Source organism: Amycolatopsis umgeniensis (assembly GCF_014205155.1).
Lineage (GTDB): Bacteria > Actinomycetota > Actinomycetes > Mycobacteriales > Pseudonocardiaceae > Amycolatopsis > Amycolatopsis umgeniensis.
Genome location: NZ_JACHMX010000001.1, coordinates 9,144,084 through 9,158,864, shown reverse-complemented (window position 1 = coordinate 9,158,864; position 14,781 = coordinate 9,144,084). Strand labels below are relative to the sequence as shown.

The following is a 14,781-nucleotide window of genomic DNA, read 5'->3' as shown; positions in this document are numbered from 1 at the left end:
ATTTCCCCTCTTCCGTGGGCTGACACACCCACTCGCGAGACGGTCGACTATATGTTACCTTGGGTAACAGTGAATCGCGGTAACAGGTAGCCGCGCACTCTGTCGACGCCGTCAGGGAGGTCCGTATGACCAGCACCGATGTGCCGCGCACGGCCGAGGCCGGTCGCCGCGAGACCGCGCAGCGGCTTCTCGATTCGGCCGCGATGCTGTCCTATGACCCGGCCACCGAGGTGGACTGGGAGACGCCGCTGGACAAGAACTTCCACGGCGCGAGCCCGGAGTGGAGCACCCTCTACGGCACGAGCTACTGGGGCGAAATGAGCCCGGAGCAGCAAAAGGAACTCACGCGCCAGGAAGCCGCTTCGGTCGCGAGCACCGGTATCTGGTTCGAGATGATCCTCCAGCAGATGGTGCTGCGCGACTTCTACGCCAAGGACCCGACCGACCCGGCCTTCCAGTGGGCGCTGACCGAGATCGCCGACGAATGCCGCCACTCGATCATGTTCGCCCGCGGCGCCGCGAAACTCGGCGCGCCCCCGTACCGCCCGCGTCGGCTCGCCGTCGAACTCGGCCGGGTCTTCAAGGCGACGGCCAGTGGCGAGGCGGCCTACGCGGCGATCCTCGTCGCCGAAGAGGTTCTCGACGTGATGCAGCGCGACTGGATGCGTGACGAGCGCGTGGTCCCGTTCGTGCGCACCATCAACAACATCCACGTGGTCGAAGAATCCCGGCACATGAAGTTCGCCAGGGACGAGACCCGTGAGCAACTGGAGGGCGCGGGTCCCGTGCGCCGCCGGATCAACGCTCTGGTCATCGCGATCGCGTCGTACTTCATCGTCAGCAGCATGGTCAACCGGGACGTCTACAAGAACGCGGGACTCGACACCGCTCGAGCGTTGCGCGAAGCGAAGACCAACGAGCACCACAAGTCCATGATGCGCTCCAGTTGCGCCGGTCTGATGGAGTTCCTCGGTTCGTGCGGTCTGCTGACCCGCCCCGCGCTGGTGTTCTACAAGCGGGCGAACCTGATCTGACATGGCCTTCGCGATCACCCAGACCTGCTGCAGCGACGCCACCTGCGTGTCGGTCTGCCCGGTCAACTGCATCCATCCGACGCCGGACGAGCCCGATTTCGGCACCACCGAGATGCTCTACGTCGACCCCGCGTCGTGCATCGATTGCGGGGCCTGCGCGGACGCCTGCCCGGTGGACGCGATCTTCCCGGCGGATCTGCTGACCGGATCGCTCGAGGTCTACGCGGGTATCAACGCGGAGTACTACGCGGGTCGCGAGGTCGTGTCCTCGGCGGATCCGGCACCGAACTTCCACCGCTGGAGCCCGCCGACGTTCGACAGGGCCATTCCGAGCGATTTCGCGCCACCGGACATCGCCGTCGTCGGCTCCGGCCCGGCCGGTATGTACGCCGTCGAGGACCTGCTCCTGCACACGAACGCGCGGGTCACCCTGATCGACCGGCTGCCGGTCGCGGGCGGGCTAATCCGCTACGGCGTCGCCCCGGACCACCAAGCCACGAAACGGATCGGCGAGACGTTCTCGCGGCTCCAGGAGCACCCACGGCTGCGGCTGACCCTAGGCACCGAGGTCGGCCGGGACGTCACCGCCGATGAGCTGGCCGGGCGCCATGACGCCGTCGTTTACGCTGTCGGCGCTTCGTCCGCGCGAGGACTCGGTCTGGACGGAGAGGACCTGCCCGGCAGCGTCGCCGCGACCACCGTGGTCGGCTGGTACAACGGTCACCCGGACGTCCCCGCGAACGCGGTGGACCTGTCCGCGGAACGCGTCGTGCTGATCGGCACCGGCAACGTCGCCCTCGACGTGGCCCGGATCCTCACCGCCGACCCGGCGACCCTGACCGGCACCACGATCGCCCCGCACGCGCTGGAACGCTTGCGCACCAGCAAGATCCGGGAAGTCGTGCTGCTCGCCCGGCGCGGACCGGAGGACGCCGCCTACACCTCCCCGGAACTGCTCGCGCTCGCCGCGCGCGCCGACGTACCACTCATCGTCGACGACGCCGACCCACGCACGACGGCCGCGATCGACGCGGGCACAGGCAAGGCGAAACTGCTGCGCGAGCTCGGCCGCGAGACCGTCGACTGGACCGCGCCGCCGGACGCGGACCGACGCCGCATCGTCCTGCGGTTCCACTCCGCGCCCACGGGGATCATCGGGGACACGCAGGTGCGCGGTCTGCACGTCACGGGCCCGGACGGACAAAGCGAGATCGCCACCGGCCAGGTCGTGCGCGCGGTCGGATACCGCGGAGTTCCCGTGCCGGGTCTTCCGTTCGACGACGACCGCGGCACGATCCCGAACACCGACGGCCGCGTCGACAGAATCACCGGCGCCTACGTGGTCGGCTGGATCAAACGCGGTCCCTCGGGCGGGATCGGCGCCAACCGAACCTGCGCGAAGGAGACCGTGGCGACCCTGCTGGACGACATCATCTCCGGACGGCTTCCCGTTCGGACCCGGCGCTCACCGATCGCCGCATTGGCCGCGCGATTCCGCGGTTAGTCGCGCCATCAGCGGTGGGTGCGCTTGATGGCGCCCTCGGTGAGCGAGTATCCGTTCGACCGTCGTGGTGTACCGCGTTAGGGTCGGCGCCGTGCCGAGCCTGGGCCACGAGGAGTGCCTCCTATGACGGCGGGTGGTTCGTGGAGCGACGAGCGGATCGCTTGGCTGCGCGCCTCGCAGCCGGTCCCACCGATGATGCGGCCGCGGAACTAGGGATCTGGCTCGCACGCTCGACGCGGGGTCGTGGTCTCGGGAGTCCAACCAGGCCGCCCTGCGGATCCTCCGATCCGCCGGCTTCACCACCGACCAGCCCAGCCCGGACGGGGCGGTCGAGGCGCGACGAGCACCGTCGCAGAGCGATCCCACCTGACCAAGTTCACGCTTGTTGTTGGGCGCGAACGGTTTCACGGTCCGGGCTGGTCGCCGACGGTGCGGTGCGGGGCCAGGTCCAGGCGTACCACAGGATGAAGGCGAGAACGATCACTTCCAGTGCGACGCCGAGGCCGTAGAAGTACGTCCAGGACTCGCCCACCACGTTGAAGGCCGCGAACGGGACCTGTACCGAGGCCACGACGAGGTTCGTGATGCGGTTCGCCCGGGCGGGCAGCGTCATCGACAGCACGACCATGAGGATCGGGATCGCCATGAGCGCGAGGAAGGCGGTCAACAACGTCTGGCTGATGTCGAACTCCCAGACGACGCCGACCGCGATGTCCTCGATGACGCCGGGCTTGAAGAAGGCGAGAATGTCCACGTAGACGTACAGGAACATGAAGCTCGTCCACGCTGCGGCGAGCTTGGCTCTCACCGGGATCCGCTGGTCTTCGAGTGCGGTCGTGGTGGGTTGACGTGTTCTCATCGCAAACTCCGTTGTCGTGGTGAGGACCGGTAGGCCCACGATCGCCGAGCCCGGCGGCGGGTACATCGGCGTCGAGGCCGGACCCGTCTCGTTCTTTCGGTCGGTCCCCGACGCCTCGGCGATCCCTAGGCTGACTGTGTGACCACCAACGCCCTGAGCTCGCTGTGGGCCGAGCCCCGCGCCACGGACGCTCCCGAACGGGTATCGCGCGACTGGGTGCTGGTCGGGGTGTTGATGGTGGCGGCGCTGCTCGAGGGAGTCCTCCGGGACGACGTCGCCTGGCGGCTGTTCGCGACGATCGTGGCGGTCGGACTTGCGCCGGTGCTGCTGTGGCGGCGTACCCACCCGTTGGCCTGTGTCGTGGTGGCCTTCGGCACCGCGATGGCGCTGGGGCTGGCGAGCCTGCTGGGCGGGGCCCCGAGCGTGGGCCTCGACACGATGATCTACATCTTGGTACTCGTCTACGCGCTGGCCCGTTGGGGCTCAGGGCGCGAGATCGTGATCGGGCTGGTGGTGGCGGCGGTCGCTGTGGGAATCGGTACGGTCGCCGACTACACCGGACCGGCCGACGTCGTCGGTGTGCTCGCTGTACTGGCGGCTGCGGCGGGCGGAGCGGCGTTCCGCTACCGTGCCGAGAGCTGGCGCCGGGCGTTGGATCAGAGCCGCAGCCAGGAGCGGGTCGGCCTCGCACGCGAGCTGCACGACATCGTCGCCCACCACGTCTCGGCGATAGCTGTGCAGGCGCAGGCGGGCCGGGCGATGGCCGGGCAGCGACCTGAAGCGGCGCTCGAGGCGCTGGTGGTCATCGAAGGGGAAGCCTCGCGGACGCTCGCGGAGATGCGGGCGATGGTCCGGGTGCTGCGCGATGGAGCGCCGGCGGAGTACGCCCCTCAGCCCGGCGTCGCCGACCTGGTGTCCCTCGCCCGACGTGCCCCGGTCCCGGTCGTCGACGTAGAGCTGCCAGATGGCCTGGTCGACCTTCCGCCCCAGGTCGACGCCGCGGTCTACCGGCTGGCGCAGGAGGCGCTGACCAACGCCCTGCGGCACGCCCGCAACGCTTCGCGTGTGGAGATCCGGGTGGTGGAGGGCGCGGGAAGGCTGCGGCTACGTGTGACCGACGACGGACAGATCGACCGGGCACGGTCGGTGAACCATGGCTTCGGGCTGCTGGGGATGACCGAGCGCGTGCAGCTGCTCGGCGGCACGCTGGGTGCCGGTCCGGCGCCCGAGGGCGGGTGGACGGTCGACGCCGAACTGCCGACGAAGGTACGCCGATGACGGTGCGCGTACTGGTGGCTGACGACCAAGATCTGGTGCGCACCGGTCTGTCGATGATCCTTGAGGCGCAGCCCGACATCGAGGTCGTCGGCCAGGCCGCCGACGGCCACGTCGCCGTCGAGCTGGCGCATCGGCTCCGCCCCGACGTGTGCCTGGTCGACATCCAGATGCCCGGACTCGACGGCATCGAGGTGACCAAGCTCCTCGCGGGGCGGGGCGTCCCGGACCCGATCGCGGTAGTGGTGATCACGACATTCGACCTCGACGAGTACATCCAGGGCGCGCTCCGGGCCGGCGCCCGAGGCTTTCTGCTCAAGGACGCCGGGACGGAGCTGCTCGTTCAGGCCGTCCATGCCGCCGCCGTCGGCGATGCCCTGATCGCGCCGAACGTCACCCGGCGACTGCTGGCCACCCTCGCGGCCAGAGAACCGTCGAGCCGGCGAACCCAACCGATCGAGCCGCTCACCGAACGCGAGGAGGAGGTGCTGATGCTGGTCGCCCGGGGCCGCACGAACGCCGAGATCGCCGCCGAGCTGTTCATCGGCTTGACGACCGCCAAGACCCACGTCGCCAGCCTGCTGGCCAAAATCGGCGCCCGAAACAGGGTCGAGATCGCGATGTGGGCGTACGACACCGGCCGGGTGGGGGACTGAACCGAACCTGGCGTGCATGCACGACGACTGGTTCCCGGCCGCACAAGGTTCCGGCGACTTGAAGGTCACCCGACACGGTCCTCGTCGCACCTCGGAAAACCAGCGCTCAAGCGGTCCGCCGCGCTAGCACCCGGACCCGGAAAACTGGCGAGCACGGTATCGTTTACGGCCGTGGAGGAGTTCGCGTTCGTTGAATTGTCGCGTGAAACCGGTGACTGCTTGTGGGAGGAGTTCGTGTCAGGATATTCCTTCACGCGTTCCCGGCGGCCGGCCATTCGCGAGCCTGCCCCGTCGGTGACCTGGGCGTTGCCGCCTTGCGGCGGTCCGGGCCGCCCTTTCCTCGACGCCGCCCTCCCGGTCGCTCAACTGGTTTGCGACGTGCTGCGAGAATGTGTCGAATACTGGGATTCGGTATTCCACCACGACGGTGTGCACTTCTCGACCCAGTATCGCCCTCATCGGGTCGTCGACGTACGTGACGTGGAAAAGTGGGAGTACCTTTTCTACCCCAACGGCGATTTCTCGATCTTCGTCGCAAAAGACCTGTCTTTCGGCGTGGTCGGGAATCCGTTCGAGGAATCCTTTTGCGTCTTCGGGGAATCTGCTGTCGCCGCGGCCGAACGTCACAACGCGGGCTTGCTGACCGAAGTCCTCCGCCGTGACGGCATCGCGGTCTCCCAGAACGCGGCCACAGCTACACCCATGACTCAAGAGGAATCAGGGTTCCCAAGGTCCGGAAGCTGCTGGAAGCGCTGACGGTTTCCGGCTACGCCGATCCTGTCGCCGAAAGCTGAGCGCCTGGCGTGCCCCGCCCGAATGGGCTCTGCGTATCCGCATGTCCGGCGGCGTGCGAATCCAATCGGCGGTATGGGTGGCGACCATTCGTGGATAACGTCGGGGTCTATGATAGCTCCGGCCGTAGCGCGCTGGGGCGAATTCGCGCACTGGGGAATGCACCGAAACGACTCGTCCGGTTTGCCTGCGCCTGGAGGTTCTCGGAGTGTCCGGAACACTTACCCGTCTTCCGTTGTCGCAGGACGTCGTGTCCGAAAGCACGTCTCCTCGCTGGGCGGTATGGCGTTCTCCGGCCGGTCAGCCGCGCTGGGCCCGGCCGCTGTTGCTGGGCATCGCGGCGGTGGCAGCGGTGCTGTACGCGTGGAATCTGCCGGCGGTGGACTTCGCGCCGCTGTATTCGGACGCCGTGAAGAGCATGTCCGGGAGCTGGAAGGCGTTCCTGTTCGGGGCCGTGGACGCGACGTCCACTTTGGACAAGCTGGCCGGTTCGTTCGTGCCGCAGGTGGTCTCGGCGAAGATCTTCGGCTTCCATGCCTGGTCACTGGCGTTGCCGCAGGTGATCGAGGGCGTGATCTCGGTGCTGGTGATGTACCGGGTGGTGCGGCGCTGGGCCGGTGTGGTGCCCGGTCTGCTGGCGGCCGGGATCTTCGCGTTGACTCCGGTTGCCGCGTCGATGTTCGGGCACAGCATGGAGGACGGCGCGCTGGTGATGTGCCTGGTGCTGGCTGTCGACGCCTATCAGCGGGCGGTGCTGGAGGGGCGGTTGCGGTCGCTGGTGTGGGCCGGGGTCTGGGTGGGGCTGGGCTTCCAGGCGAAGATGCTGCAGGCGTGGATGGTCTTGCCTGCGCTGGCGATCGGTTATCTGCTGAGTGCGCCGACCGGGTTGCGTCGCCGGGTGAAGCATGTGGTGGTCGCCGGTGTGGTGACGTTGGCGGTGTCGCTGTCGTGGATCGCGCTGTACACCGTCACCCCGGCCAGTGCCCGGCCCTACGTCGACGGCAGCACGAACAACAGCGCCTTCGCCATGGTGTTCGGCTACAACGGCCTCGGGCACCTGGGCATCCAGCTGCCCGGCGCCAGGAAGTTCGACAACGACGGCGGCGTGATCGACCCGCAGCAGGCGGCCGGGCAGCGTGACATCCTCCCCGCCAAGCGGGGAAATCCCGACGAGGACCCGACGAAGGCGACGAGCAGGCCGGTCCAGAAGGGCTGGGCCAAGCTGTTCGACGGCCACCTCGCCGTCGCGGTCGGCTGGCTGTACCCGCTCGCGCTGCTGGCCCTGCTGTGTGGACTGTGGCGGCGGCGCGGGGCCGAGCGCGCCGATCCGGTGCGCGGCGGGCTGGTGATGTGGGGGGTGTGGCTGCTGACCTTCGGTCTGGTCTTCAGCGTCGCCGATGTCCCGCACACCGCGTACGTGGCTTCGCTCGCGCCGGCGGTCACTGCGCTCTCCGCCCTGGGCATCGTGCTGTTCTGGCGGGCGTACCGGGACGGCGGCAAGCAGGCTTGGCTGTTGCCGCTCGCGGTGGCGGCCGAGGTGGTTTGGGCCGCGTGGCTGTGGTCGCACTACCCGAATTTCCTGCCGTGGGCGAAGTGGGGTGCGCTCGCGCTGGGCGTGGCCGCCGTCGTCGCGCTGGTCCTGGTGCGCGTGGTCAAGACCGCCTCGCCCCGTCTGGTCACCGCCGGGCTCGTCGTCGGGGTCGCGGCCGTGGTGGCCGCGCCCGCCACATACGCGATCTCCGTGCTGGACCCCGATTACTCCGGCATGTCCTTCGACGCCAATGCCGGCCCGGAGTCGGGCCGGATTCCCGCCGCGCCGCCCACCCCGGCCAACGGGTCGGGCGGGTGAGGCCGTTGTGCGGAGACGGGTGCGTCCCCGTCGCGCTGGCGTGAGTTCGACCGTTTGCTCAGGTCGCTGAGTACCGGACGAAAGTGATCGGGCCGACGCGGATCGAGCCGGGATCCAGCAGGCGGCCGCGGTTGTCGGACGCGACGGCGACGATGTCCGAGACTTCAGCCGAACGAGAGCCCGCCGGGATCTCATACCCTGCCTCGGATGAGGCGAAAGGTCGCTTTCCCGCGACCTGTAACGCCCGGGACCTTCCGGGTTGCGTGATCGGCATGGTGCGGGGGATCGGCGGGTCGGCTCGCACCGTGATCTTTTCCTTGACATTGATCGTCAGGCCGTCGTGGTCTGGCAGCGGCTGCAGATGCGGGGCATCAGTCACGGTCTGTGCCTGGGTTTTGAACCGCGTCCAATTCACCTCGAGCGAGCCGAACCGCACGGGTCCCGGAACGGTGGGTTCGACGAGCCAGCGGGTTTCGTACCAGCCCTCGTCGATCCAGCGGTACGCCGGAACAGCGCCTCCGGGCGAGAACACGAGCAGCGACCGGCCGCGCCCGATCCGGCACGTGATCCTCGGTGACCGAGGTTCGCCGAGGATCATGCCCAGCGCGGCCGCTTCGTCGAGCAGCCGTCCGACTATTGCGACCACGTCGGCGGCGTCCGCGCGCACGCGCTGATCCTCGGCGGCGGCGCGCTTTTCGTAGCGACGGCCCCGGAAGTCACCCTGTCCGGCGTATTTGACTCCCCGGTCTTCACCGCGCTCGGCCAGCCGTCGCCTGGCGGTCTTGTAGGACCTGCGGACCGCCTCGCCGAGGTCGATCGCGGCGACGGTCAGCGAGGCGTTGAGCTGACCCCAGGCTGTCCGCGCCGCGTCATGGTGGCCGAGCCCGAGTGCGCAGAGCATGACGTACCGCTCCGCGACGGCGGTCTGGAGCGGGGAACGCGCGGCGGCGGCGGCTTCTTCGAAGCGTTCGCGCGCGCCGTCGAGCTCGGCGGCCCGCAGGTACGGATCCTTGGTGACGCCCACCGTAAGCAGCTTCCGCAAGCCTGCGTCGAGGCCACGTTGATAGGGCTGCTCGAGTACCTCGTCCAGGCGTTGCTCCACGCCGGCGAGCCTGCTTTCCACATCGGTGAGCCGGTCACTGAGCCTGCGTTCGCTCGCAGCCAGAGCACCGAACAGCTCGCCGGCCAGCGCACCGGACTCCTGATGTCCCGTCAAGGCGCCGACCAGCTCTTGCACCCCATATCGGGCGACGAGCAGGGCGATGGCCGTCAACGCGTCCATCGGTTCATTCAAAAGTCGCGGCGAAGGCTCCACAAGCACCGGACGACTGAAACACCGCGCCGCCGCGCAACCTCCAGACCCAGTGCGCGACGTGTACCGCCGACTGTGACCCAGCTGAGGTCCTGAAGCTGGTGGCGGTGGCACGGCAAGATTCGTATCGTGGTCGTGCCGCGACGGTGACGGCGTTGTGGTGATGAGAGAGGGTCAAATGGAATCTCTGTGGACGACACTCGGCGTCGTGGCCGTGGTTGTGGTTGTCGTCCTCGTTCTGGTCGCGCTGTTCCTTGTGGTCAAACTGGTGCGGAAGCACCGCCAGGTCCATCAGCCGGGCACGCCGGTACCGACCAAGGCCGCCTACTGGGTTTCCTTGGCCTACACGGTGTTTCCGTTCGACCTGTTGCCTGACCCGGTGTACTTCGATGACATCGTGGTCCTGACCAGTGGGCTGGTCTATGTCAGCAGGTCGCTTTCCAAGAAGGCGCGCGAGGACCGCCAGTTGGATTGAAGCGATCGACACTCCTGCGGGCCGGTGTTTCGTACCGGACGAGTCGGGAGGCAACCCGAACGACCTCGGGAGCGTGCTCCAGGTGAGGCCGCCGGCTGGTGCTGCCCGCAGCGGGCGGTGTCGTCTGATGCAGATCTGCCCCTGCCCGCCGGGGAGACCAGAGGACACGTCTCCACCGCCGCGAACGGCGGCTGGGTCGCGGGCAGCGGTTCCTCCGGCGGCGTGATCCGCTGGCACAACGGGGCAGCCGAAAACCTTGGCCGGGCGAACGGCCAGCAAACCGAACTGACCGACATCAACTCCTCGGGCACCGCGGTCGGAATGACCTACGCCAACAGCCGCGAAGACGACGCGGTCGTCTACCGGAACGGCCAGTTCACCACTCTTCCGATACCACCCGGCCGCCGGACGGCCCGAGCCCTCGCCGTCAACGATGCCGGTGACGTCGTCGGGACCGCGCTCGGCATCGGTGACTCCTTCGATCTGACGATCTGGCCGGCCGCCTCGCCCGGCACAGTGCTGACGATCAACCCCGATCCCGCTGTCTACGGCTACGTCAGCCCGGTCGAGATCGACGAGCAGGGCCGCATCCTGGTCCGCGCGAGCAGCTCGGAGACCGACTTCTTCGTGCGCTACCTGGACGGGACGATGACCAAGCTCGCCTTGGGCACCGATTACGTCACCGCATTCCGCAACGGCCGTATTGCGGGCGAGAAGTACGAGAACGACAGATTCGTGACCCCCGAATGGGACCTCACCGGCACGATCGTCCGTCAGCTGGATGTCTGGGCGACCGAACCCGTCGTAGATTCCGGCACCCGCACCGCCGGAATCTACCGGACCGCCGACGACGGTTACGCGCTCGGAGTCTGGGAGAGCGGAGTGCTCACACACACCCTCATCACCAGTCCGGACGGCGGCTTCGGCAGGCCGGTGATCACCGACGACGGCGTCATCGCGACCATCGGCGATACGCGGGCGACCTTCCACCACCGCTGTCCCGCATAGCGCGGACTCCCCACGCCGCTCGAAAGCCCGCTCCGGACAGACGAATGTGGCACGAAGCTCGAGCCGGGCGAGGTTGAGGGGCAGGTTCGAGCATGTGGCGGACTTGCAGAGCGGTGAGCGGCGGGTCCGCGACGCAGTAGAGGTCGATGTGTCGCCAGCACAGGTCGCGGGCAAGGTCGACAAGGCCGGAGTCGCTCGCGATCAGTGCCGCCTTGTTCAGGACGTTCGCGCCGGCGGCCAAGCCGCTGCCGTCGGTGTGTCCGGCGGTGCGGGCGATGTCGGCGATCTCCTGAATCCGCTCGGGCAGTGACGGGCAGGAAGGGCCGGGGACGGCCCAGCAACGGAAAGCGGCGGACGACAGCGGCCAGCGTGGCAGGGTTCATCATTAGGTCCGGGGCAGCAGGGCCGCGGTCGCCGCGCGAGCCAGGATGCCCTGGCTGGTGGCTGAGAGACCGAGCCGATTCCAATGGAAGATCACCACGTGCGTGAGGATCGCCCGGAGTCCTCGTACGACCGCGCGGTCCGCAACCGGCGGCACTGCGATCGGCGACAATGGCGCAATCCGAGCCCTTGGCTCGTCTGAAACGACCTATGGTGGTCGGTGGCTCTTCCTCGCGAACTGATCAACGGACTCGAAGATCAAACTATTCCAAGATCAATATTGTGGGAAGGGTAATACCCTGCCCGGTGTCGGAAGTGTGTGCTACACACAATAGGTAGCGATCCCCTTTGGACTTACGGCGGAGGAATTCTCTCGGACCCGCGTCCCGGATTCTCGAAACGGGTTCCGGCCGCGCCGACTGGAAGGAAAAGCCTGGTGACCGGTGCCCAATCGTCCTGGAAGAGCTTCGTCGAGGCGAAGAGCGAGGAAGCCCGCCCCACACCCAAGCAACTGGCGGAACTGCGCGTCGCGGCCCTGCAGCGGCTTGGCGGCACGGGCGAGACCTGGCAGGACCGCCTGGCGCAGATCGACCAGTGGTGGACGCAGATGAAGAAGGACGAGCAGAACGTCACCTGGGAGAGCGCCTTTCAGGCCAACCGGATGACGATCCGCGGGATCAACATCACCAGAACGGCCCGTTACGGCCGCTTCGAGATCGGCGAACAGGCCAACGCCGAGACGAACAAGAAGTACGCTTTCCTGTCCCGGGACCCGGAGTCGATCGCTGAACGGCTGAACCCGGACAACTTCCAGCACCAGCCCGGCAAGAAGAGCAAGAAGGACATCCTGGGCCTGCACGCGCTGAGCGCCAGCCTGCTGCACGGCGACTACTCGATCAACGAACAGACCAAGGGCTACAGCGACTCGATCGTGCTGTTCTTCCCGGCGCCCTCCCCGGAGGACATGCAGATCTTCGACGCGATCTCCCACCTTCCCGGCGCGCCCCCGGACCGCCTCATCGACATGCGGGCGAAGATGACCCGCCTCGAGGGTGCCTGGCACGGGGACATGCACACCACGATGACCTACACCAACGGCCAGCCCCGCGCGGACAAGAAAGTCGTCAGCAAGGTCTCCCACCTCTACCAGGAGATCACGGACGAGAAGCTCGACCGCGCCATCTCCGTCCGCTACGGCCTCGCGGGCACGTGGAAAGACGAGACGGGCGCCCTGTACAAAGCCACGGAAAAGGAGCTGGCCGAGCGCTACCTGTATGCGCTGCAGCACCCCATGATCCTGAACAACCCCTCGGAAACGGTCAACGAGGTCGTCATGTCCTACCGGCAGCACGACAGCCCGGTCTTCCCTCTGTACGCACGATTCGACAACGAGAAGTTCCTGATATGCAAGGTCACGCCGACGGCGCAGTACCGAAAAGTGATCTCTGAGCTCCGACGCGCGTGGCAAAGCGAAGGCAAAGGGGCGACCGATCAAAAGCCCAACCCCAGCCACACCTGGGAGGCGACCGGCGATCACATCACTGCCCACGGTGAGTACGTGAAGGCCAAGTAGGCGCCGCGGCCGGATCTCCCTCGGTGCGGCACTGGCGGCAAGGACGTCCAGTGGTGCGTCGCCGTCCGCACCGATCCGGCAGGTGGGAGCCCCCGCCGGTGTCGTCCTTGGCGCCAGTGGGGGCTCCCGGCACCGACCTTCAGCGCGTCACCGCGCGGAGGCGGGCCTCTCCGCGGTCGGCCGCCGGCGTGGACGTGCGGATCGAGCTGGTTGAGGGTCGGTACATCAGGCTCCCGGTCCCAGCCGGCAGCTCGCGAAGGTCCTACCCGGCCAGGAGCACGTCTCGGGTGATCTCCAGTTGGCCGTGGTGCTGCGCGACCTCTTCGAGCACGTGCAGCATCACTCCTTGTTGCGTCAGGGGGGTGTAGTGCCCGAGGTCGCGGCGGAACCGCTCGATCGTCTGGTGCGTGCGCCGGTCCAGATCGGTCACGGTGCCCGAGGCGGTGAACTCCCGGTCGCGGTCCCGCTCGATCTGGCGGCCCGCGATGCAGGTCGCACAGGACGGAACCACCTGGCTGACCAGCCGTAACGGCAACGACTTCACCGCCCGCTTCCCGGTGCTGGACGGCGAGATCGTCGCCCTCGACGCCTACGGGCGCCCGGATTTCGGGCTTCTGCAGAACCACGCCGGCGGCGAGGTGGCCGTGGCGTACTTCGTGTTCGACGTCGTCCTGCTCGGCGACGACGACCTCTCCGGCGAGCCGTACGAGCAGCGGCGGGCGGTCTTGGAGGAGATCGAACCACCGGATCGCGTCCCTGCGCCGACGAGACCACTTCTCCTGGCGTGCCGCATGACCTGACCGGAACGATGGACGCCGTTCACGTCAGCGTCCCACTCCGTGGATCTCCTCGGGTGACCACAGATGGTCCGAGACATCCACCGTCCCCGAGGTAAGCCAGGTCTGGTCGTCGGTTGGCTCGACGGGCGTCCACAACGGAAGGGATATGGGTATTACCGGAGGCCTGGTGGGGAAGGTCGGGTCGATTCAGGAGAGTCCGTGCCGGCGGCACGCTGCCCTCAGCGCCACTGTGCGTTGCCCGTCCGGTCAGAGATCGCCCGCGCTGAAACCATCCCGGGCGGGACGTTCGTTGAGCCGACGTGACTGACCTTCGCCGGCTCGGCTCGTCCGACCTTCTCGTCTCGTCTCTCTGCCTGGGCGGAAATGTCTTCGGCTGGACCGCCGACCAGACCCAGTCCTTCGCGGTGCTGGACGCCTATCTCGCCGGGGGCGGCAACTTCGTCGACACCTCCGACTCGTACATGAACTACTTCCCGGAACAGGGCAACGAACCCGGCCAGTCCGAGACCATCATCGGCGACTGGCTCGCCGGCCGCGGCAACCGCGACGACGTGGTCGTGGCGACCAAGGTGGGCGATCACCCGAGCCACCTCGGTCTCGCGCCCGCCACCATCAAGGCCGCCGCCGAGGAGTCGCTGCGGCGGCTGCGCACCGACCACATCGATCTCTACTACACCCACTTCGACCGGGATGAGTCCATTCCGGTCGAGGACATCATCGGCGCACTGGACGAACTCGTGCAGGCGGGCAAGGTGCGCGCCATCGGCGCCTCCAACATCAGCCCTGAGCGGCTCGCCGCGTCACTGGCCTTCGCCGACCGCGCAGGCACGGCCCGCTACGTGGCGCTCCAGCCGCAGTACAACCTCGTTTCGCGTGACACCTATGAAGGCGCGCGACGCGAGATCGTGCAGCGCGAGGGGCTGGCGTGCGTGCCGTACTTCGCGCTCGCCTCGGGTTTCCTCACTGGCAAGTACCGTCCGGGCCAGACCGTCGAGAACGTGCGCAACGTGCCCGGATTGGCAGGCGGCTACGCGGATACCGAACGCGGCGCGCGGGTGCTCGACGCCGTGACCCAGGTCGCCACCGCTCGTGGGGTGGAGATGGCCACCGTGGCGCTGGCCTGGCTCGGGCAGCAGCCGACGGTGACCGCGCCGATCGCCTCCGCGCGCACTGTCGAGCAGTTGCCCGCGCTGCTCGCAGCCAAGGACCTTTGCCTCTCGGACGACGAGTTGCACACGCTCACCTCCGCCTCCTCCTGACCGG

General features: G+C 67.8%; 15 protein-coding genes. 12 read left to right on the top strand and 3 right to left on the bottom strand.

What is annotated here, in order from left to right:
* Nucleotides 1-125: 125 nt before the first annotated feature.
* Both HDA45_RS41795 and HDA45_RS41790 read left to right on the top strand, forming a co-directional pair.
* Nucleotides 126-1,034, top strand: coding sequence for an AurF N-oxygenase family protein (locus HDA45_RS41795; protein WP_184905060.1), 909 nt, complete (start codon nucleotides 126-128; stop codon nucleotides 1,032-1,034).
* Between the two features lies 1 nt (nucleotide 1,035).
* Complete coding sequence (locus tag HDA45_RS41790; RefSeq protein ID WP_184905058.1) at nucleotides 1,036-2,538, top strand: FAD-dependent oxidoreductase; 1,503 nt, start codon at nucleotides 1,036-1,038, stop codon at nucleotides 2,536-2,538.
* A gap of 376 nt (nucleotides 2,539-2,914) precedes the next feature.
* On the opposite strand, the gene HDA45_RS41785 is transcribed toward HDA45_RS41790, so the two are convergent.
* Nucleotides 2,915-3,397 carry a DUF6326 family protein gene (locus tag HDA45_RS41785; RefSeq protein ID WP_184905056.1) on the bottom strand — a complete coding sequence of 161 codons (483 nt, stop codon included), beginning with the start codon at nucleotides 3,395-3,397 and terminating at the stop codon, nucleotides 2,915-2,917.
* Between the two features lie 138 nt (nucleotides 3,398-3,535).
* Here HDA45_RS41785 and HDA45_RS41780 point away from each other — a divergent pair, with 138 nt between their 5' ends.
* The 4 genes from HDA45_RS41780 to HDA45_RS41765 all read left to right on the top strand — a co-directional run bounded on the left by HDA45_RS41780 (nucleotide 3,536) and on the right by HDA45_RS41765 (nucleotide 7,969).
* On the top strand, nucleotides 3,536-4,675 hold the full coding sequence (locus HDA45_RS41780; protein WP_184905054.1) for a histidine kinase: 1,140 nt from the start codon (nucleotides 3,536-3,538) through the stop codon (nucleotides 4,673-4,675).
* A complete protein-coding gene (locus tag HDA45_RS41775) occupies nucleotides 4,672-5,328 on the top strand; it encodes a response regulator (RefSeq protein ID WP_184905052.1) in 657 nt (218 codons plus the stop codon). Before HDA45_RS41780 ends, HDA45_RS41775 begins: the two co-directional genes overlap by 4 nt.
* Nucleotides 5,329-5,499: 171 nt before the next feature.
* Nucleotides 5,500-6,084, top strand: a complete 585-nt coding sequence (locus HDA45_RS41770) for a DUF2716 domain-containing protein (protein WP_184905050.1) — start codon at nucleotides 5,500-5,502, stop codon at nucleotides 6,082-6,084.
* Between the two features lie 244 nt (nucleotides 6,085-6,328).
* Nucleotides 6,329-7,969 carry an ArnT family glycosyltransferase gene (locus tag HDA45_RS41765; protein WP_343072281.1) on the top strand — a complete coding sequence of 547 codons (1,641 nt, stop codon included), beginning with the start codon at nucleotides 6,329-6,331 and terminating at the stop codon, nucleotides 7,967-7,969.
* Between the two features lie 58 nt (nucleotides 7,970-8,027).
* Here HDA45_RS41765 and HDA45_RS41760 read toward each other — a convergent pair whose 3' ends face one another.
* Entirely contained in the window at nucleotides 8,028-9,251 is a 1,224-nt protein-coding gene (locus HDA45_RS41760) for a hypothetical protein (RefSeq protein WP_184905048.1), read from the bottom strand.
* A gap of 208 nt (nucleotides 9,252-9,459) precedes the next feature.
* On the opposite strand from HDA45_RS41760, the gene HDA45_RS41755 reads away from it, so the two are divergent.
* The 4 genes from HDA45_RS41755 to HDA45_RS41740 all read left to right on the top strand — a co-directional run bounded on the left by HDA45_RS41755 (nucleotide 9,460) and on the right by HDA45_RS41740 (nucleotide 12,718).
* The gene (locus HDA45_RS41755) at nucleotides 9,460-9,756 is read left to right on the top strand and encodes a YkvA family protein (RefSeq protein WP_184905046.1); all 297 of its coding nucleotides are present in this window, start codon (nucleotides 9,460-9,462) and stop codon (nucleotides 9,754-9,756) included.
* A 117-nt stretch (nucleotides 9,757-9,873) separates the two neighbouring features.
* The gene (locus HDA45_RS41750) at nucleotides 9,874-10,764 is read left to right on the top strand and encodes a hypothetical protein (RefSeq protein WP_184905044.1); all 891 of its coding nucleotides are present in this window, start codon (nucleotides 9,874-9,876) and stop codon (nucleotides 10,762-10,764) included.
* A gap of 94 nt (nucleotides 10,765-10,858) precedes the next feature.
* Entirely contained in the window at nucleotides 10,859-11,074 is a 216-nt protein-coding gene (locus HDA45_RS41745; RefSeq protein WP_184905042.1) for a hypothetical protein, read from the top strand.
* A 507-nt stretch (nucleotides 11,075-11,581) separates the two neighbouring features.
* A complete protein-coding gene (locus HDA45_RS41740; protein ID WP_184905040.1) occupies nucleotides 11,582-12,718 on the top strand; it encodes a hypothetical protein in 1,137 nt (378 codons plus the stop codon).
* A gap of 262 nt (nucleotides 12,719-12,980) precedes the next feature.
* Here HDA45_RS41740 and HDA45_RS41735 read toward each other — a convergent pair whose 3' ends face one another.
* Nucleotides 12,981-13,148, bottom strand: a complete 168-nt coding sequence (locus HDA45_RS41735; RefSeq protein ID WP_184905038.1) for a DUF664 domain-containing protein — start codon at nucleotides 13,146-13,148, stop codon at nucleotides 12,981-12,983.
* Between HDA45_RS41735 and HDA45_RS41730 the strand changes: the two genes are divergently transcribed.
* Both HDA45_RS41730 and HDA45_RS41725 read left to right on the top strand, forming a co-directional pair.
* Nucleotides 13,126-13,518: an ATP-dependent DNA ligase gene (locus HDA45_RS41730; RefSeq protein ID WP_343072280.1), complete on the top strand. Its 393-nt coding sequence runs from the start codon at nucleotides 13,126-13,128 to the stop codon at nucleotides 13,516-13,518. The genes HDA45_RS41735 and HDA45_RS41730 overlap by 23 nt on opposite strands.
* A gap of 299 nt (nucleotides 13,519-13,817) precedes the next feature.
* The gene (locus HDA45_RS41725) at nucleotides 13,818-14,777 is read left to right on the top strand and encodes an aldo/keto reductase (protein WP_184905036.1); all 960 of its coding nucleotides are present in this window, start codon (nucleotides 13,818-13,820) and stop codon (nucleotides 14,775-14,777) included.
* Nucleotides 14,778-14,781: the final 4 nt, after the last annotated feature.

What these genes read in the sequence shown, in the direction of transcription:
- HDA45_RS41760 (WP_184905048.1), bottom strand. Translation starts at nt 9,251, where the DNA reads ATGGACGCGTTGACGGCCATCGCCCTGCTCGTCGCCCGATATGGGGTG.
- HDA45_RS41755 (WP_184905046.1), top strand. Translation starts at nt 9,460, where the DNA reads ATGGAATCTCTGTGGACGACACTCGGCGTCGTGGCCGTGGTTGTGGTT.
- HDA45_RS41795 (WP_184905060.1), top strand. Translation starts at nt 126, where the DNA reads ATGACCAGCACCGATGTGCCGCGCACGGCCGAGGCCGGTCGCCGCGAG.
- HDA45_RS41775 (WP_184905052.1), top strand. Translation starts at nt 4,672, where the DNA reads ATGACGGTGCGCGTACTGGTGGCTGACGACCAAGATCTGGTGCGCACC.
- HDA45_RS41785 (WP_184905056.1), bottom strand. Translation starts at nt 3,397, where the DNA reads ATGAGAACACGTCAACCCACCACGACCGCACTCGAAGACCAGCGGATC.
- HDA45_RS41790 (WP_184905058.1), top strand. Translation starts at nt 1,036, where the DNA reads ATGGCCTTCGCGATCACCCAGACCTGCTGCAGCGACGCCACCTGCGTG.